The sequence below is a fragment of the Mycobacterium sp. genome (genome assembly GCF_052143115.1).
In the GTDB taxonomy this organism is placed as follows: Bacteria; Actinomycetota; Actinomycetes; order Mycobacteriales; family Mycobacteriaceae; genus Mycobacterium.
The window spans coordinates 1-18550 of the sequence record NZ_JBKQTQ010000173.1 but is presented as its reverse complement, the minus strand read 5'-3'; the positions used below and the strand labels follow the sequence as shown (position 1 = coordinate 18550).

Below are 18550 nucleotides of genomic sequence, written 5' to 3'. Positions count from 1 at the left end.
AACGGCATTGAGGTCATCAGCGCCGGCGTCCCGGCCTCCTCAGCCGCCAGCGCAACGACGCGGTGGCCACGACGCCGAGGCCGACCAGCATCGCCATGTCAGACAGCCACCAGCCAGTCGAGTGTTTCCACGAATCATCGGATGCGGCCAGCAGGTTGACTGCGTGTACGTCGACGGTGGACGCTGAGGCGGCGAAACCCCACCGCGACGGCACCACCCACGAGATCTGCTCCAGACCGAACCGGCCGACGATCGGGAACATTGCCCCGGCGAACACCACCGAAATCAGCACGATCAGCACGGCCATCAAGAGGATCTGCTCGGAGTAGCTGGCCAGCGATGACAGCGCCAGCGCGACCATTGCCGAGACGATGGTGGTGATGGCCAGGACCACAAACAGCTCGAAGACGGCTTCGAAAGTGGAACCGCCGAGCAGGGCGGCGCCGTTAGTGGGCGTGCCTTTGCCGACAACAACGGCGGTGGTCATGATCGCGATCTGGACGATCGCGACAAGGCTGTAAACGATGATCTTGCCGACAAGCAACGCCGACGCCGACAAACCGTTGGCTTGTTCGTGGCGGAAGATGCGTTGTTCACCGAAGAGGTCGCGGATGCCCAGTGCCGTGCCCATCACGACGGCGCCGATGACGAGCACGGCAAGGATCTCGACGGCTTCGTCGGGACTGTTTCCGTAAGGGTTCGCCGGACCCAGGCCGGCATCGCCGGGCACCAGCAACGCGATCGCGCCGAACAGCACCGGCAGGATGGTCAGAAAGATGAAATGCCGCTGATCACCGACCATCAGCCAGCCCTGTCGGCGAGCAGCGATGACGATCTGGCGCCACAGCGGCGGGCGCGCTGCCAGGACAGTCGGCGCGACCGGACCTGATGGTTCTGCCGCGGGCGGAGCCTCCTGCTCGCGGGCCAGATACGCGTCATGCGCGCCGTACGGATCCGTGCTGACCCGCGCGACGATCTCCGTCCAGTCGGTCGTTCCCAGTTCGGCGCCGATCTGTGCGGGCGGTCCGGCGAATGCCGGAGTACCAGTGCCGGTGAGCAGCACCACCTGGTCGCAGCTGTCGATGTCGGTTGGCGATGTGGTTGCCACCACGACGACGCGTCCTTCGTCGGCGAATCGTCGCAACGTCGCCGTCATCTCGCGTTCCGCTGCCTCGTCGAGTCCGGCGGTCGGCTCGTCAAGGACAAGCAGTGACGGACCGGTCAGCAGTTCCATGGCCATCGATGCGCGCCTGCGCTGTTCGGCGGTCAGGTTGCCCACCTGGACGGTGCGCAGCAGGCTCAACTTCATCTCGTCGAGCGCCCAGTGCACCCTCTGACGGCGGTGATCAGCGGAAGTGCCAGGCGGCAGGCGCAATTCAGCCGCGTAGCCCAATGCTTGTTCGATGGTCAGCGCAGGATGCAGCAGGTCGTAGCGCGGCACTGCTCCGATGTTTGGCCGCACATGATCGGCTGCAACGTCGTGGCCGTCGAAATGGACCGTGCCGACGCTGGGTCGCACCGTTCCGCCCAGCACGTCGACCAGAGCGGATGTGCTGGCCCCCGAGGGTCCGATGACCGCAGTAAGCGTTCCCGGCTCAGCGGTGAAGGACAGTTCCGCCAGCACCTGCTCGCCATCGACGGTGAGCCGCACCTGACGTGCCTCCAGCGGACCGGCCTTGACCGCCGGTGGCGGGAGCGGGGCTTCTGCAACCTTTGCATCTGGTGCGTCAGGCAGGGGCAGCGCAGTGGTAGGCGCGGCTTCATGCGGCCGAGGTTCGGCTTCATGCGGCCGGGGTTCGGGGCGCTGCGGTCGCAGCTTTTGCATCGCGCCGGTCAACGCGTCGACGAGCCCAGTCCGTTTGCGGAGGCCCGGAGGCCGGGCTGACACAGTCGCCGGCTGATATTGCGGCGGCGGTTGCACTAGCGGCGGCCAGGGGACCGCGGGCGGTGGCGGTTGCGCGGGCGGCGGCCAGGGGACCGGGGGCGGCCCCGGCGGCGGCGGTTGGGGGACCGGGGGCGGCCTGTGGAAGTGAGCGGGGGACGGTGCCGGCTGGGTTGGCGGCGCCGGCGGGCCGACGCGATGAGGTGGCGGCGGTGTCGGCATGACGGGCGGGGGCGCAAACGGCGGTCGTTTCGGCTGATCCGACCGCGGTGGCGGCGCAGGGGCGGGCTGCCAACCTGGTCGGCTGGGTCCGCGAGGTGCAGCGTGGGGTGGCGGCGGCGCGGGCCGTATCGCCGGGCGACGCGCAGCCCTCGGTGGCGGGGGTGGCGGGGGTCCGAGCTGAAATACCAGCCGGGGTCCGTGCTGTGGATCGCCGAGCGTGATCGCCCTGCCGTCATGGATGAAAACCGTGGACATTCGCACGCCGTCGACGTAGATGCCGCCTTCACCGCGATCGACGGCTATCCATTGCCTGCCGTTGTGATGCACCACCACGTGGATGGGTGAGATGGACGTGCCCGCGCCGTCGACGCGGATATCTGCGCGGCTGTCGCGGCCGATGGTCACGTCCCGGCCGACGGGAAAGGTGTATCGATTAGGTCCGAACCAGACGATCAGGGGGGAAGCGAATGCTTCCGTCGGCATAGCCACCACCTTCCGCGCCCATGTTGTTGGGTCGAGTGACGGTTGTCTATTCGCCATCATGCGCCGACAACCGCTGCAGGGACGTCGGCGCTGCCCAAGCGACCGCGCTACCAGGCTTTACCGAGATGCGCCCGGTCGCGGGGCCGGCGCCGCATCCTCCAGAACGCGGCCCAGTACCACGACCGCATCCACCAGCGTCTGACGATCTGCGGACTCCAGTTTGGCAAGTTGTGGCTCGATCGCCGTGGCCCGGTCGGTCCGCACACGGGTCAGTGTGCGCATGCCCTCAGGTGTGATCCGGATGCGGACGGCCCGGGCGTCGCAAGGATCGACGGTCCGGGCGACCAGGCCGGCGTCTTCGAGCCGCCGCACTTGGGTGGTCATCGTCGGTTGTGAGCAGTGGTCCATGGAGGCCAGATCACAGATCCGCGCTTCACCGTGGGCTTCGATGGTCGACAGTAGTCGGGCCTGCGCGGCCGGTAACTGCATCTGGATGCGCTGAGTGGCATAGCGGTTGAGCCGGGCGACTACGGCGAGCAGATCCGCGCCCAGACCGGCGCCGGCCTCCCCGGCCGCGCCCCGATCGGCGGTGGCGGATGAAGTCATCCACCTATAGTTGCATAGCTGGTCTATGTAGACCACTCAACCGGGTAATTTCGATGGAGCAAACTAGTGTGACCCACCACGCTGCGCGTTCGGGGAACAACCCGGACAACTGGCAGAATCGATGAAATGACCGCGACTCGCCCTGCGACCACGCCCGGACGGGCTGGTCCGCTGCGACCCGGCGAACTCGCCCAGTCAGCGGTCATGGCGGCACTTTGTGCGGCGACCGCGATCATCGCTGTCGTCGTCCCGTTTGCGGGCGCATTGGCGCTGCTGGGCATGGTTCCGATGGGGCTGCTGGCCTACCGCTACCGCATCCGCGTGCTGATCGCCGCGGTGGTCGCCGCCGGGGTGATCGCATTTCTGATCGCCGGTCTCGGCGGCTTGATGACCGTTGTCCACAGCGCCTATGTGGGCGGCCTTACCGGAGTCGTCAAACGCAGGCGCCTGGGCACCCGGACCGTGATCGTCGCCTCCTTCGTCGCGGGGGCAGTGCTCGGCGGGGTCTCGGTTGCCGCGTTGGCGGTGCTGGCACGGCTCCGGCACCTGATATTCGACGCCGTCACCGCCAACGTCGATGGGATTTCGGCCGTCTTGAGGGCGATCGGGCGCTTCGCGACCGACCACCCCTTCCCGCTCAGCGGGCCGATACGAGCCGGGGTTGAACTGGCCGCCGACCGTCTCAAGTGGTTCCTCGCCGAGGCGCTGCATTATTGGCCGTGGCTGCTGCTCGGCCACGGCATCGTCTCGGTCGTGGTGGTGTCCTTGATCGGCTGGTGGGCGCTGTCGCGCGTGCTGGAGCGGTTGCGCGGCATCCCCGATGTGCACAAACTGGACGCACCCGTGGAGGGTCCGCCGATTGCTCCGGTGCCAGTCCGGTTGGAGCAGGTGCGATTCCGCTACCCGGGCTCCGATCACGACGCGCTGGGGGCGGTCAGCCTGGACGTGCGGGTCGGCGAACATGTCGCTGTCACCGGCGCCAACGGATCAGGCAAAACCACACTCATGCTGATGCTGGCCGGCCGCGCGCCGACGTCGGGCATCGTCGAACGCCCCGGGGCGGTGGGGCTCGGTCGACTGGGTGGCACTGCAGTGGTCATGCAGCATCCGGAAAGCCAGGTGCTGGGCACGCGGGTGGCCGACGACGTGGTGTGGGGTCTGCCGCCCGGGACGAGGATCGACGTCGGTCGGTTGCTGAAGGAAGTCGGTCTCGACGCGCACGCGGAACGCGACACCGACAGCCTGTCGGGCGGTGAATTGCAGCGGCTGGCGGTGGCCGCAGCGCTGGCGCGGGAGCCGGCGCTGCTCATCGCTGACGAGGTCACCAGCATGGTCGACCAGCAGGGACGGGAAGCGCTGTTGGGAGTGCTGTCGGGTATGAAAAAGCGGCACCGCACGGCGCTGGTTCACATCACGCACTACAACAACGAGGCCGATTCTGCCGACCGCACAATCAATCTCAGCGATTCCGGGGATAACACCGAGATGGTGGAGACCACCGCCGCGCCGGCCGCAACCGCCACGATGGGCCACGACTTCGGCGCTCCGGTGCTCGAACTCGCCGGCGTCGGGCACGAATACGGCAGCGGAACCCCGTGGGCGAAGGCCGCGCTGCGCGATGTCAGCTTCACGTTGCACCACGGCGATGGACTGCTTATCCATGGCGGCAACGGCTCAGGTAAGTCGACCTTGGCGTGGATCATGGCCGGGCTGACGGTGCCGACGACGGGAACCTGTTTGCTTGACGGCCGCCCCACCCATGAGCAGGTCGGGGCGGTGGCGTTGTCGTTCCAGGCGGCACGGCTGCAGCTGATGCGCAGCCGGGTCGACTTGGAAGTGGCCTCGGCGGCAGGTTTTTCGCCCAAGGACCATGAGCGCGTGGCGACCGCGCTGGCCGTGGTGGGACTGGACCGCACGCTGGCGAAACGGGGCATCGACCAGCTCAGCGGCGGTCAGATGCGGCGGGTGGTACTGGCCGGCCTGCTGGCACGCTCGCCGCGGGCGTTGATCCTTGACGAGCCGCTGGCCGGCCTGGACGCCGCCACGCAACGCGGTCTGCTACGGCTACTCGAGGAACTGCGCCGCGAGAAGGGTCTGACCGTAATCGTCATCTCCCACGACTTCACCGGGCTGGATGAGCTGTGCCCGCGCATCCTGCATCTGCGTGACGGTGTGCTCGAACCGGCTTCGACGACGGCCGGAGGTCTGTGATGACCACTGCGCCGCCAGATGAACACCCGACCCGCCGCCCTTCCCGCCCGGTGGTTCTGCTGCGTCCGGTGCCGGGTACGTCGGCAGTCCACGAACTTTGGGCCGGCACTAAACTAGTAGTGGTCTTCAGTATTTCGGTGCTGCTGACGTTTTTTCCGGGATGGATCACCATTGGGCTGGTGGCGGCCCTGGTGCTGACGGCGGCCCGGATCGCGCACATTCCGCGAGGCGCGCTTCCGTCAGTGCCGCACTGGCTGTGGGTTTTGATGGCCTTCGGCGGCGTCACCGCGGCGTTCGCCGGCGGCAGTCCGATGATCGAATTGGCCGGGGTGCCACTCGGATTCGGTGGGCTGTTGAACTTCCTGCGGATCACCACGTTGTCGATCGTGTTGCTGGGTCTGGGAGCGATGGTGTCGTGGACTACCAATGTCGGCGAAATAGCGCCCGCGGTGGCCACTCTGGGCCGACCTTTGCGGCTATTGCGGATCCCGATCGACGAGTGGGCCGTTGCACTGGCGCTCGCACTGCGAGCCTTCCCGATGCTGATCGACGAATTCCGAGTGCTTTACGCCGCGCGCCAGTTGCGGCCCAAGCAGGTAGCGGCTACCCGCCGGGCTCGTCGCAAGCGTCGTGCCCTGGAGTTGATCGACCTGATCGCCGCGGCGATCACGGTCACGTTGCGGCGCGCCGACGAGATGGGTGATGCCATCACCGCGCGCGGCGGCACCGGTCAGATCGCCGCGGCGCCGCCGCGGCCGAAACTGGCCGACTGGCTGGCACTCTCGATCACCGCGGCGATCTGCATTGCGTCGATCGCGCTGGAAATGCCGTTGGGCCGCTAGCCGCGAGCGTCTAGCGACGCGTCGCGGCGTTGGCCGCTTCTTGGGCTCGCAGCAAGGTCGTCGAAACATCGCTTCGGCCCAGGAACATCTCGTCGAAATACGATTTGAGGGCCTGATTTGCAGCGGCGAAGCCGACGCCTCCGGGCGCATCGATGCGCGGTCCGTTCAACACCGCGAAGAACGGCCCAACGTCGACCTTCTTCGCGGCCCAGTAGTCGAAGTACACCCGCTGGGCCGACCGCACTGCGGGAATGGCGCTGCCATGCCGGCCCACGTATTGATTACCTTGGGTGCTGCCCATCCAAGCAAGCACCTGGCGCGCCGCGTCTGGGTGCCTGGACGCCGGATTACCAGCCGCGGCAATCCCGTTGGTGACGCTGACTCGGCCCTTGGGGCCTTGCGGCAGCATCGCCACGCCCCAGCGGAAGCCGGCTTGGTCGGCCAGCGCCGCCAGGTTGTACGTGCCGGACTGGAAGAGCGCCATTCGGCCGGCCAGGAACTGGTTGCGGGAGAAGTCACCGTTGTCGTTGGTGTCCGAGGCAGGCGGCGCGACGTGGTCATGGTTGATCAGCTTGACCAGGTAGGTGAAGGCCTCGATCGCGCCGGGGTTGTCGAACGCGAAGCGATCGCCGTCCTGGAACACGCCTCCGGCCGACCCGATGTAGTTCAGGTAGATGCTCTGCCCGTCGTTGGCCGCGTTGTAAGCCCACTGCCGGATACGTTCGGGATCAAAACCCGGCGTGGCGGCTGTGCGTCCGTCGGCGTCAACCGTGAGCCGAGCCAGCATCGGGCGCAGAGTGTCACCGCCGTCCGGGCTCCACCTCAGCGCAGCCAGGTCGGCGGGGTTGACACCGGCGGCGGCGAGCAGATCGGCGTTGTAGTACAACGCGATTCCGGCATCGGTTAGTTGGGGCACTGCCCACAGCCTGCCGCTGCGAGTGAACTGCTCGACCACCGACGGCTCCCAGGCGGACGCGGCGTCCGCCCCAAGGGTCTTCCCGATGTCCATGAGCCGGCCGCCGTCGGCGTATCCCGCGAGATAGGCGTTGGAGATCCAGAAGATGTCATCGGCGCTACCGCCTACGACATCGGTGCGCAACGTGTTGAAGTAGGTGGAGTACGAGACGACGTGGGTGTGCACCTCGATGCCGGGATGCGCCCGGGTGAACGCCGTGAAGGATTGCCGATACGCCGCGGCAACCTGCTCATCCCATAGCCGAACGGTAATCACGGTCTTGCCGCTAGGCGGCTCAGCCGTGACGTCTAATAGCACCGCCGTGGCGCCCAGCAGTGCGGCGAGTAGCACCCAACCAAGTGCGAACAGGGTGGAAAACCGGGGCCGGCTCACTTCAGCCCCGTGACGACGATTGAGCGCACGATGTGCCGCTGGAAGATCACGAACAACACCAGCAGCGGCACGATCGCCACGGCCGTCGCAGCCATCACCAGCGTCCACTGGGCGTTGTAGCGGGACTGCAGCGCGGCCGTTGCCACCGTCAGCACCTGCCATTTGGTGCCGCTGGTGATGATCAGAGGCCACATGAAGTGGTGCCACTCCGCGACCACGGTCATCAGCATCAGCGTGACCAGAATTGGTCGGCTGGATGGCAGCACCACGTGCACGATCACGTCCAGCGTGTTGGCGCCGTCCAGATAGGCCGCATTGATCAGGTCATCCGGGATCGCGCGGAAGTGCTGGCGCAGAAGGAAAATTGCGTACGGCGAGCCGAATACGAACGGCAACACCAACGCCCAGAACGTGTTTCGCAGTCCTAGTTGCGCCATCATCAGATATAGCGGCACCACCGTCACACTGCCCGGCACCATCAACGTGGCGAGATACACCCAAAAAAGCGCGTCCCGGCCGGGGAAACGCAGCCGCGCGAACGCATAGGCGGCAAGGACCGACGCGCTCAGCTGGCCGAGCAGGGCCACCGCCGTCATTAACGCCGTCACCGCCAGCGCGCGGCCGAACCCCTTTCCGCCCAGGTTGGCGTAGTTGGCCAGCGTCGGCGGCCGCGGCCACGCCAACGGTGTGCCGGTGGCGAACTGGTGCGCAGACGTAAACGACGTCAGTAGGCCAAGCGCGAACGGCGCCAGCGTGATCAATGCGCCCAGCGTCAGGCCGGCGTAGACCAGAACCGCCGAGGGTCGTTTAGGTGAGGTCATAGCTGATCCGTCGACGGAAATAAAGATGCTGGACAACGGTGACGCTGACCAGGATGACGAACAACACCACGGCCATCACCGAGGCCCGTCCGATCGCCGCCGCGCCGAACGCCTCGGCGTAGATGCGATGTGCGACCAAATCGGTTCGGTGGTGTGGTCCGCCGCCAGTCAACGCATAGACGGTGTCGAAAACCTGCGCGGCACTGACGACTCCGGTGACCAGCACGAAGAACATGGTCGGCCGCAGCATCGGCAGCGTGATACGCCGGAACCGCTGCCAGCCGGTGGCACCGTCGATGCGAGCCGCTGAGAGGACATCGGTCGGGATCGCCAGAATGCCGGCGAGGAAAAACAGTGCGACATAGCCGACGTTGCTCCAGATCACCACCGCCGACACCACCGGCAATGCCAGGCCGGGATCGGAGAGCCATTCGATGCGATGGCCGAGCAGGGTGCTGATCGCGCCGTCGGTGGGCGCCAGGATCCAGCGCCATAACACCGCGATCGCCAGCGGGACGCAGATCCACGGCAGCACATGAAGCGTGCGAAACAGTCCACTACCGGGCAGATCGCGTGCCAGCAACGACGCCACCGCTAGCCCCAGCACGGTTTGTGTCGGGACCACGATCGCGACAAATACCAGCGTCACCAGTAGCGAATTGCCGAACTCCGCATCGCTGAGCACCGAGCGCCAATTCGCGCCTCCGACATACTCGATCGGCCCGAGCAGATTCCAGTGGTGCAGGCTCAGCCACACCACCACAAAGATCGGCAGCAGCATAAACGTGGTCACACCGAACAGGCTGGGGGCGAGCAGGGCATAGCCCAGCGCGGTCGATCGGTGCCCGTTGGCGCTTTGGCGGTCAACCACGTCAAAGACATTAGCGCGCTGTGTCCTCGTTACGGTGGTGTCGTGACACCGAACCGGGGGATCGATGCCGACTTCCTCGACCTGCCCTGCCACGAGCTGGCTGACGCCGCGCTGTCGGCGGCCACCGCGGCCGGGGCCAGCTACGCCGACCTGCGGATTCACCGCATCACCACCGAGATCATCCAACTGCGCGACGGCGAGCTGGAGACCGCGGTGCTCAGCCGCGAGCTCGGCCTGGCCGTCCGAGTGATCGTCGACGGCACCTGGGGATTCGCCTCGCACGCTGAGCTGTCGCCGACGGTCGCAGCGGACACCGCGCGCCGCGCCGTTTGGGTCGCCACCACGCTGGCCGCGTTGAACACCGACCGCGTCGAGCTGGCGCCCGAACCGGTGTACACCGATGTCAGCTGGGTGTCGAGCTACCGGATCGACCCATTCGCCGTGCCCACCGCCGACAAGATCGCCGTGCTCGACGAGTATTCCGGCAGGTTGCTGGCCGCCGACGGGGTGGATCACGTGTCGGCCGGCCTGAACACCATCAAGGAGCAGACCTTCTACGCCGACACCTTCGGCTCGACGATCACCCAGCAGCGAGTGCGGCTGATGCCCGTCCTGGAGGCGGTCACCATCGACGCCGGCGGCTGCGGGTTCGACTCGATGCGCACGCTGGCGCCGCCGATGGCCCGCGGCTGGGAGGTGCTGGCAGGCGACGACATCTGGAATTGGACCGACGAGCTGGCGCAGTTGCCGTCGCAGCTGGCCGAAAAGATCAAGGCGCCCGGCGTGAAACCCGGCCCGACGGATCTGGTGATCGATCCCACTAACCTGTGGCTGACCATCCACGAATCCATCGGGCACGCAACCGAATACGATCGCGCCATCGGCTACGAGGCCGCCTACGCCGGTACGTCGTTCGCCACCCCCGACAAGCTCGGCAGCTTGCGCTACGGCTCGCCGGTGATGAACGTGACCGCCGACCGGACCGTCGAATTCGGTTTGGCCAACGTCGGTTTCGACGACGACGGGGTGGCTGCCCAGAGTTGGGATCTGGTGCGCGACGGGATTTTCGTCGGCTATCAACTGGACCGGGTGTTCGCGCCGCGACTGGGCCTGTCACGCTCCAACGGCTGCTCGTATGCCGACTCGCCGCATCATGTTCCGATTCAGCGGATGGCCAACGTGTCGCTGCAGCCCAGCCCCGAGGACCGCAGCACCGACGATCTAATCGCCCGCGTCGATGACGGCATCTACATCGTCGGTGACCGATCGTGGTCGATCGACATGCAGCGGTACAACTTTCAGTTCACTGGTCAGCGGTTCTACCGCATCTGCAACGGACGCCTGGACGGGCAGGTTCGTGACGTCGCCTATCAGGCCACCACCACCGATTTCTGGAACTCGATGGAAGCCGTTGGCGGGCCATCGACCTGGCGGCTCGGTGGGGCGTACAACTGCGGCAAGGCCCAGCCCGGTCAGCTCGCCGCGGTCAGCCATGGCTGCCCGTCCGCGCTGTTCCGCGGCGTGAACGTGCTCAACGCCCGCATCGAGGCCGGCCAATGATCAGCGCGCAGCAGGTGGTCGACATCGCCCTCGACGCCGCGGCACGGCGGGGACGTGCCGACGAGACCATCGTGCTGGTCACCGACCGGATAGCGGCGTCGCTGCGGTGGGCGAACAGCTCGATGACCACCAACGGGGTGTCAACCGCGCGCAGTACCACGGTGATTTCGATTGTCCGCCAAGGTGATACCGCGCGGGCAGGGTCGCTGACATCGTCCGAGGTCGATCCGTCGGTGATCGAGGGACTGGTTGCAGCGTCGCAGGCGGCTGCAATAGCGGCGCCAGAAGCCCGCGACGCCGCTCCGCTGCTGAACGGCAACGGCGCGCCGGCCGACTGGGATGCGCCGACGCTGGGCACCGGCCCCGAGGTGTTCGCCGACGTCACCCGGGGGTTGAGTCGTGGCTTCCGTGGCAGCGACCAGTTGTACGGCTTTGCCCGGCACGCGCTGGAAACGGTGTATCTGGCGACTTCGGGGGGATTGCGGCGTCGCTACACCCAGCCCACCGGTTCGGTGGAGATCAACGCCAAACGCGACGGTGCCAGCGCGTGGGTGGCGGTGGGCGCGCCCGATTTCGCTGCTGTGCCAACGGATTTAATGCTGGAGCAGTTGTCCACGCGGCTGGGGTGGGCCAAGCGCAGCGTCGAGCTGCCTGAAGGCCGCTATGAGACCATCTTGCCGCCGTCGGCGGTGGCCGACATGATGGTCTACCTGGCCTGGTCGATGGCCGGTCGTGGCGCGGAGGAGGGTCGCACTGCCTTGTCTACCCTCGACGGCGGAACGCGGGTGGGGGAGCGGCTGACCGATATGCCGCTGACGCTGTATTCCGATCCCACCGTGCCCGGTTTGGCGTGCACGCCGTTCGTGGCGACCGCCAGTTCGTCGGAGACCGTGTCGATTTTCGACAACGGGATGGACATCGAGCGGGTGGACTGGATCCGCGACGGGGTGATCAACGCGCTGGCCTACCCGCGTGCCACCGCCGCCGAGTTCAACGCCCCGGTCGCCCTGGCCGCCGACAACGCGGTGATGACCGGTGGCAGCGCCGACTTGGCGGACCTGGTCGCGGCGACCGAGCGCGGGCTGTTGCTGACCACGCTGTGGTACATCCGCGAGGTCGACCCCACGACGCTGTTGCTGACCGGGCTGACCCGCGACGGTGTCTACCTCGTCGAGGACGGCGAGGTGACGGCGGCGGTCAACAACTTCCGGTTCAACGAGAGCCCGCTGGACCTGCTGCGACGGGCCACCCAAGCCGGCGTCAGCGAGGCGACGCTGCCGCGGGAGTGGGGCGATTGGGTCACCCGGACGGCGATGCCGGCGCTGCGGATTCCCGACTTTCACATGTCGTCGGTGAGTCAGGCGACATAATGCGAGGGTGCGTGACGACGAGCTGACCCGGCTGGTCGCGTTGTCGCCCGGCGACGGCCGGGCTGCCGCCCGGATCCGGCGCGTCTGCGCCCAGACGCTGTCGTTGCCCGCGCTTCCGGCCGAGGTTGCGGTGACCGGCCCGGGATCGGATGCCGACGCCGTCGTAGCCGACTTCGCCGAACAGTTCAGCATCGATGTCTCGATGATTGGTGGCGAGCAGCGCTCACGATTGTGGTCTGCACTGGGGGACAACACGTTTGGCGTCGTCGTGCAGATGTACATCGCCGATTTCGTTCCGCGGGTGCGGGCCGGCCTGGAAGCCCTCGGGGTGGGCCAGCGGTACCTCGGATGGGCGGACGGTCGAGTCGCCTGGGATCACACCACCGACCCGTCCGACGCGGTGTTCAACGGCTTTTTGCCCGCGGTCGCGCGGCTGCGCGACCTCGACGCGCTGACGTCCGAGGTGGTCCGGCTGCGCGGTGCGGCTCAACACAATTGCCGGTTGTGCAAGTCGCTGCGTGAGACGACGGCGCTGGAGACCGGCGGGTCGGAGAGGCTGTACGGCGACATCGAGCGCTTCGAGGCGTCGGAGCTGTTGACCGATCGTCAGAAGGCGGCACTGCGGTACGCGGACGCGCTGATCTGGTCGCCGGGCCATATCGACCGCGGCATCGTCGCCGCGGTGCGCGCGCAGTTCTCCGACGACGAGGCCGCCGAGCTGACCTTCGACGTGATGCGCAACGCCAGCAACAAGGTCGCGGTGGCGTTGGCCGGCGATGCCCCGCGGGTCGAAAGCGGTACCGAGCAGTATCTGCTCGACGTCGACGGTCAGACAGTGTTCAGCTAACCGTAATCTGTGTCATTCCTCAGAGCGTGCGGCGATGGGTGCCCCCGTGTTGCAATCCCATGACCAGTCGCGACGACCGAGAGTTGGTAAAAGAGAAAGCCACGGCAACAGCAAAGGAAGCGCAGCACGACGCTGCCGAATCTCTATTCGGGGCCATCATCGCGGTGCTGGACAAGCACGAGGCCGAGCACAACTTGACACCGGAGATTCTGGAGACGTTGGCCCAAGCCTATGCGGCGGCGGTTACCGGCGGCGTTCCGGACCAACCGCGCCTAGGGTCGTAGCGAGAGAGTCAGCGTGGCTGGGCGGTATACCGCCCACGCCCGGCCCACACCGCTCAGGTGCACCACACCGTCACCGGCAACCAGCGCGGCGCTAATCTCGACGGGGTGCGGAGGCTCCGAGGGCCCAACAAGCTGCAGAGAACTTCGCCGGGGCGTGCTGGCTCCCTCGTTTGGCTGCGCGGGGGCGCACGGTTTTGCGAGGCTTCGAGGGGCATATCGAGTGGGCCGAGGCGATGCCATGACGGCCGTCGTTCTGTACTCCTCGATACCTGGCGCCGGCCATCATGGCAGTGCTCGACGGACCGCCGAAGTCATAACCGCTTGAGGCGATCTCAGCTCCGACGCAGCCCCAGCTCGGCGAGGAGGGCACGTTTGGCTCGGCCGCTGAGCAATGGTTCGCAACCAAGGGGCACCGGAAACCCATGACGCTCGCGGGGTATCGGCCTCTACTCGACACCCTCGTGTTGCCCAAGTGGGGCGCTCTTCCGCTGAAACAGATTGATTATCAGACGTACTCAACGTGGCGTTCGACAAAGCGTGCACGGCCGTGGGTATCACCGGCCTGGTGCCGCACGGGCTGGGGCACACCACGGCATCGCTGGCGATCAGTGTGGGCGCTAATGTCAAAGTCGTGCGGACACTTCTAGGACACGCGACAGCGGCCATGACATTGGACCGCTACGCACACCTGCTCAGCGACGACTTGGCAGGCGTAGCGGATGCACTGGGCAAAGCCATCGCGAGTACTGCGGTATCGGTGCGGTGTTCTGAAGCAGATTCGATAGACCTGGAGGACAAAGCCGCAGCTTGTTAGCACCAGGGGCGGTAGCTCAGTTGGTTAGAGCCGCGGACTCATAATCCGTTGGTCGTGGGTTCGAGTCCCGCCCGCCCCACCTTAAAAGGCCTGGACAAACGGGGGAAGGCGTGATCAGCTCGCGTGACCTACAGAACTCCCAGTTAGTTCGACCGTCAGCAGTACGGAATTGGTTATGCGCGGATAGTGTGGATTGATGACCTCTCTGTTGGATGAGGTGCTCGACGCCCACGGGGGGCTGGAGCGATGGCGGAAGGCGGGGACGGTCCATGCGCGCGTGCGCACGAGAGGGCTGCTGATTCGAACGCGGGTGCCGGGCAACCGATTCGCGGACTACCACATCACGGTGCAGGTGCAGGAGCCTCGCACGGTCTTCGACCCGTTCCCGCGGGACGGGCAGCGGGGGGTCTTCGAGCGCGGGGCGGTGCGGATCGAAAGTCACGACGGCGAGGTCATCAGCTCGCGCGCGAGTGCACGGGCCGCGTTCTTCGGCCGCTCGGGCCTGCGCCGGAACATTCGCTGGGACCCGCTGGACGCCGTCTACTTCGCCGGCTACGCGATGTGGAACTACCTCACGTTCCCGTACCTCCTGACTCGTGAGGGGGTCGAGGTCAGCGATGGAGATACATGGCCGGAGGGCGGAGAGACATGGCGGCGCCTCGACGCGACCTTCCCGCCGGACATCGACACGCACTCGCCCCGCCAGACCTTCTACGTCGATGCCGGTGGTCGGCTGCGACGCCACGACTACGTCCCCGAGGTGATCGGCCGCTGGGCGAGGGCTGCTCTTTTTTGCGCCGACTACGTTCAGGCCGGCGGGCTGCTGTTCCCGACTCGCCGGTGGGTCCACCCGATCGGTCCTGGCAACCGCTCGCTGCCCTTCCCGACCCTGGTGTCGCTGCAACTGACCGACCTGCGGGTCGAGACCGAGTAGGTCCGCCGGTGCGCATCGTTGCTGGTTAAAGCCTGCCAATCCGGCGACGAATCGGCGGGCCAGCACGGGCGTTACGCAGGTCGGCTTCGTGCGCGCCGGTCGCACATCGGTGTCGCCTCAACCGCAACTTGAATGCGCTAGATAATTCACCAGCGCGAAAGTCCGCCTGCCCCACGAAGATTCACTCAAAACTGACGAGTTCGATTCCCGGCAGCTCCACCGAGAAACTGCAGGTCAACGACCGCCCTCGGGGTCGTGGCCGCCATCGCCGCCAGACGAGAACGCGGGTGGCGGCTGCTGCTGATCGCCGCCCTCGCCGAGCTGGCGATCGGGTGGGTGGGTCGCGGCTTCGCTGCAGGGCTCGCTAACCGCACTGCTGACGTGGGTCGCTGCGGGGACGGTCGTGCACGGGGTCGCAGAGATCAGCTCGGCCTTCCTGGTCCGCAAGATTGGCCGCCGCGTCGAGGCGCGGCGTGCATAGCCCCATTCCGGGGCACACACCGATCTGACGCTCCGCGTCAACGTGGGTTGCAATGGAGACACCACCATTTGGGATGGTTCGGCGTGAGGCCCATCTCTACCCCGAGCAGCGATCGACTACATCGACCTGCCATTGACCGACCTCGATAAGGTGCCCGTCAGGGTCGCGGATATAGGCGCGGATTTCATTGCCGCGGTCGATGGGATCAGTCACAAATTGCGCGCCGCGGCCGCTCCACTCGCGGTGCATTTGGTCGATATCGGCAACGCGTATGTTTAGGAACGCGCTAACGGTGTTGGGGTCGCTGGGCGTCGTGAGGGTGACGGTAGGTTTATCGTCCGTCGGGCCGCCGCCAGCGTTGAGGATCAGCCAGGTATTGGCCAGCTGAAGGATTACCGGGTCACGGTGGCGCACAACTCGGGCGCCAAACACTTTGTTGTAGAAGTCGCGCGATCGGTCTTGGTCGGAAACAACCAGAAAGTGGGTGGCGACAAAACCGTCGCTAGGCGGAAGCTGGAATTGTGATGGGGTATCCATGAGGAGCGCTCCTTGGGGATTTTTAAGCGGATTTCGTGGGTGCCGTGGTGTGAGACACCCAACCATCTACCTCGACATCGACGCGTGGTGAGGCCGGCCGCCAAGTCACAGGGCGCCCTCGGCATCAGCGATCTCGGCGATCACTTCGGCATGGCATGCCTGAGGGACACACCAGCATCCGAGGCGGCGGCCCCTTAGCCCGGGCAGGAGCCCGAGAAGATCGGGTCGACTGAGAAGGTATGTCCGATATTTAGCTACGACCTCTTCACGCGTTCCGTCACGACCCGGGCTAAAGGGGCTAGCCAGCGGCGATTGCTCCAGACGCCAGCCGCCTCTCGTCATCGCACGACCTACATATACGACATCGGCGTAATCAGGGTCGTCTCGATGCCCTTTGAGGTTGACGACGGTGGTGCGGCTCATGGTCTGGCGTCTTTCCGCGGTTATCTAGGCGACCTTTACTCCCAGCAAGTCGACCATCGTGAAGACCGGAGCGGAAACCAGCATGGTCTCACCAGCGCTCGCGAGTGCAGCGGCGATCTGGCCGTTCAGGTGGCCCTGCCGGCTTTGCTCGTCGTCAAAGGTGTCGAACACCCCGAAGGTCGTGGCGTCCTGACGGAATGAGTACCAGTTCACCGCATAGTGCTCCTTGGCGGCCAACTCTGCAGCGTCGTGCAGCATAGTCGCGACCTGGTCGGCGTACTCGGGCTTGGCCTCGATACGAGCCAACACTCCGATTTTCATAGTGATCACTCCTCCTGTGGAAACTGCCGGGTTTCCGGCGTACGGCGAGCTTATGCCGCCGGAGAGTTACAACATCAGTGGCGGGAACGACACCATTGATAGCGTTTACGTCATGGAAGTGGCTGTTCTTGTCTACAACGGTGTCTTCGACTCGGGCCTCGCGGCGGTACTCGACGTGTTAGACGGCGCGAACGCGATGGGCCAGGAGATCAGCGAACCTCCGACCTGGAACGTGACCACGGTCGGCTTTGAGCCTCAGGTGCGCACTGGGGCTGGACATCTGGTGGCTACCAAGCCTCTCGCGTTTGCTGAGACAGCGGATCTATTGATCGTTCCCGCGATGGCCGAGCGCCGGCCGACGCAACTGCTCGAACACGTTGGTGGGGCCCGGTCGGTGCCCGTCCGCGAGCAGATCACCCGAGCCCGTGAACGCGGCACGGCTATCGCCTCTGCCTGCACCGGAACGTTCCTGCTGGCGGAGGCGGGCATCCTGGACGGCCTGCGCGCGACGACGAGCTGGTGGCTGGCACCGGTCTTTCGCACCAGATACCCCACAGTCCGGGTCGATCAGAGCCAGATGGTCATCGCCTGCGACGACGTCACCACCGCAGGCGCGGCGTTCGGGCACGTCGACCTAGCCCTGGCGATCGTCCGCGCGAGCAGCCCCGCGCTGGCCCATCTGGTGACCCAATACCTGGTCGTTGACGAGCGTCCGTCGCAATCGGCCTACACCATTCCCAGCGCCCTCGCCCACAGTGATCCAACCGTCGCGGCTTTCGAACGCTGGGCCCGCGAAAGACTCGCCGAGCCGATCAACGTTTCGCACGCCGCCAAAGCCATCGGCGTCAGCAACCGGACCCTGCAGCGCTGCGTCCAGCGCACGATGGGCACCTCGCCGATTCGATTCATCCAGGACCTCAGGATCGAACGTGCAAGCCACCTGCTGCGCACAACTGATCTGTCTTTGGAAGCCATCGCCCGCAAGGTCGGCTATGAGCACCCCAACACCCTGCGTGTGCTGCTTCGCCGACGCACAGGGAAGACGACAGCGGTACTCCGACCAGCTGGCCAGATGGCGTAGAAATTGGACCCCCGCGGACAGGCTCAACGGACCGCCTCGGCGAGTCCGGAGACTTTCTGATCTGAGAGTTCAACCGGCGGCTGGTCTGCGGCAGGTCTCCCGCAAGCGGTCGGTGCCCCGGGTTTGGATGGTCTCACCGCCTCGGCGTCTAGCTAACAGCGCCGCGCGGATCTCGTCGCGGCGTGAACGCGGCGTCCGGGGGCGATTCTTGGGCGTACCGGCCTCGTACCGTAGCCGTACCGGCAACGGCGAAACATGGTGGTGTGTAGGCGATTTGGCCGGTTTCAGCTAACCGTTTCGCCTGGTCGCCGACGAGTTGGCTAGGGACTCATAATCCGTTGGTCGCGGGTTCGAGCCCCGCCCGCCCCACCGAATAGTTACTGGTCGGAGCCGTACAGAAGCGATAGGTCAGCCTAGTAGAGCCATTCGCCCCCGGTTTCACCCCGGCGTGTGGGCGTATGTTGCGTATGTTGCGGCGGGGTGAGATTCAGCTTGGGAAGCTATTTCTAGCGCCGAACGGCTGTTTGAAAGTGCATGGTCGGGGCGCCGTCCGCGAACTCAGACGCCGTCTGCACCTGCGTTGTCGGTTCGTCCGGCACACGCTCACGGTTC

General features: G+C 66.1%; 16 protein-coding genes, 1 tRNA gene and 1 pseudogene. 10 read left to right on the top strand and 8 right to left on the bottom strand.

The window, feature by feature from the left end; all coding sequences use genetic code 11:
• Positions 1-16 precede the first annotated feature (16 nt).
• Positions 17-2587, bottom strand: coding sequence for an ATP-binding cassette domain-containing protein (locus ACLQI9_RS17500; RefSeq protein WP_442377894.1), 2571 nt, complete (start codon positions 2585-2587; stop codon positions 17-19).
• A 117-nt stretch (positions 2588-2704) separates the two neighbouring features.
• Positions 2705-3193 (bottom strand): MarR family winged helix-turn-helix transcriptional regulator, encoded by a 489-nt coding sequence (locus ACLQI9_RS17495; protein WP_442377896.1) that lies wholly within the window; start codon positions 3191-3193, stop codon positions 2705-2707.
• 126 nt (positions 3194-3319) lie between these two features.
• Here ACLQI9_RS17495 and ACLQI9_RS17490 point away from each other — a divergent pair, with 126 nt between their 5' ends.
• Entirely contained in the window at positions 3320-5404 is a 2085-nt protein-coding gene (locus tag ACLQI9_RS17490) for an ATP-binding cassette domain-containing protein (protein WP_442377898.1), read from the top strand.
• A complete protein-coding gene (locus ACLQI9_RS17485; RefSeq protein WP_442377900.1) occupies positions 5401-6246 on the top strand; it encodes a CbiQ family ECF transporter T component in 846 nt (281 codons plus the stop codon). Before ACLQI9_RS17490 ends, ACLQI9_RS17485 begins: the two co-directional genes overlap by 4 nt.
• Positions 6247-6256: 10 nt before the next feature.
• Here ACLQI9_RS17485 and ACLQI9_RS17480 read toward each other — a convergent pair whose 3' ends face one another.
• From ACLQI9_RS17480 to ACLQI9_RS17470, 3 genes are read right to left on the bottom strand one after another with little or no spacing between them, the layout of a single operon-like run.
• Positions 6257-7594 (bottom strand): ABC transporter substrate-binding protein, encoded by a 1338-nt coding sequence (locus tag ACLQI9_RS17480; protein WP_442377902.1) that lies wholly within the window; start codon positions 7592-7594, stop codon positions 6257-6259.
• Entirely contained in the window at positions 7591-8415 is an 825-nt protein-coding gene (locus ACLQI9_RS17475; RefSeq protein ID WP_442377904.1) for a carbohydrate ABC transporter permease, read from the bottom strand. The genes ACLQI9_RS17480 and ACLQI9_RS17475 overlap by 4 nt, the downstream gene beginning before the upstream one ends.
• Positions 8402-9286, bottom strand: coding sequence for a carbohydrate ABC transporter permease (locus ACLQI9_RS17470; RefSeq protein WP_442377906.1), 885 nt, complete (start codon positions 9284-9286; stop codon positions 8402-8404). Before ACLQI9_RS17470 ends, ACLQI9_RS17475 begins: the two co-directional genes overlap by 14 nt.
• 42 nt (positions 9287-9328) lie before the next feature.
• On the opposite strand from ACLQI9_RS17470, the gene ACLQI9_RS17465 reads away from it, so the two are divergent.
• From ACLQI9_RS17465 to ACLQI9_RS17435, 7 genes and pseudogenes are all read left to right on the top strand, one after another.
• The gene (locus tag ACLQI9_RS17465) at positions 9329-10846 is read left to right on the top strand and encodes a TldD/PmbA family protein (protein ID WP_442391968.1); all 1518 of its coding nucleotides are present in this window, start codon (positions 9329-9331) and stop codon (positions 10844-10846) included.
• On the top strand, positions 10843-12216 hold the full coding sequence (locus ACLQI9_RS17460; RefSeq protein ID WP_442377910.1) for a metallopeptidase TldD-related protein: 1374 nt from the start codon (positions 10843-10845) through the stop codon (positions 12214-12216). The genes ACLQI9_RS17465 and ACLQI9_RS17460 overlap by 4 nt, the downstream gene beginning before the upstream one ends.
• Positions 12217-12223: 7 nt before the next feature.
• Positions 12224-13063 (top strand): carboxymuconolactone decarboxylase family protein, encoded by an 840-nt coding sequence (locus tag ACLQI9_RS17455; RefSeq protein WP_442377912.1) that lies wholly within the window; start codon positions 12224-12226, stop codon positions 13061-13063.
• A 59-nt stretch (positions 13064-13122) separates the two neighbouring features.
• Positions 13123-13347: a hypothetical protein gene (locus tag ACLQI9_RS17450; RefSeq protein ID WP_442377913.1), complete on the top strand. Its 225-nt coding sequence runs from the start codon at positions 13123-13125 to the stop codon at positions 13345-13347.
• 523 nt (positions 13348-13870) lie between these two features.
• Positions 13871-14161: pseudogene (locus tag ACLQI9_RS17445) on the top strand (tyrosine-type recombinase/integrase); the annotation flags it as partial.
• A gap of 5 nt (positions 14162-14166) precedes the next feature.
• Positions 14167-14240, top strand: a tRNA-Ile gene (locus ACLQI9_RS17440).
• A 117-nt stretch (positions 14241-14357) separates the two neighbouring features.
• Positions 14358-15095, top strand: coding sequence for a hypothetical protein (locus ACLQI9_RS17435; protein WP_442377915.1), 738 nt, complete (start codon positions 14358-14360; stop codon positions 15093-15095).
• A gap of 577 nt (positions 15096-15672) precedes the next feature.
• On the opposite strand, the gene ACLQI9_RS17430 is transcribed toward ACLQI9_RS17435, so the two are convergent.
• The 3 genes from ACLQI9_RS17430 to ACLQI9_RS17420 form a co-directional block, all read right to left on the bottom strand.
• A complete protein-coding gene (locus ACLQI9_RS17430) occupies positions 15673-16113 on the bottom strand; it encodes a VOC family protein (RefSeq protein WP_442377917.1) in 441 nt (146 codons plus the stop codon).
• Between the two features lie 105 nt (positions 16114-16218).
• Complete coding sequence (locus ACLQI9_RS17425; RefSeq protein ID WP_442377919.1) at positions 16219-16536, bottom strand: DUF4326 domain-containing protein; 318 nt, start codon at positions 16534-16536, stop codon at positions 16219-16221.
• Between the two features lie 24 nt (positions 16537-16560).
• Positions 16561-16857: a putative quinol monooxygenase gene (locus ACLQI9_RS17420; protein WP_442377921.1), complete on the bottom strand. Its 297-nt coding sequence runs from the start codon at positions 16855-16857 to the stop codon at positions 16561-16563.
• A gap of 112 nt (positions 16858-16969) precedes the next feature.
• Here ACLQI9_RS17420 and ACLQI9_RS17415 point away from each other — a divergent pair, with 112 nt between their 5' ends.
• A complete protein-coding gene (locus ACLQI9_RS17415; RefSeq protein ID WP_442391967.1) occupies positions 16970-17938 on the top strand; it encodes a GlxA family transcriptional regulator in 969 nt (322 codons plus the stop codon).
• Positions 17939-18550 lie beyond the last annotated feature (612 nt).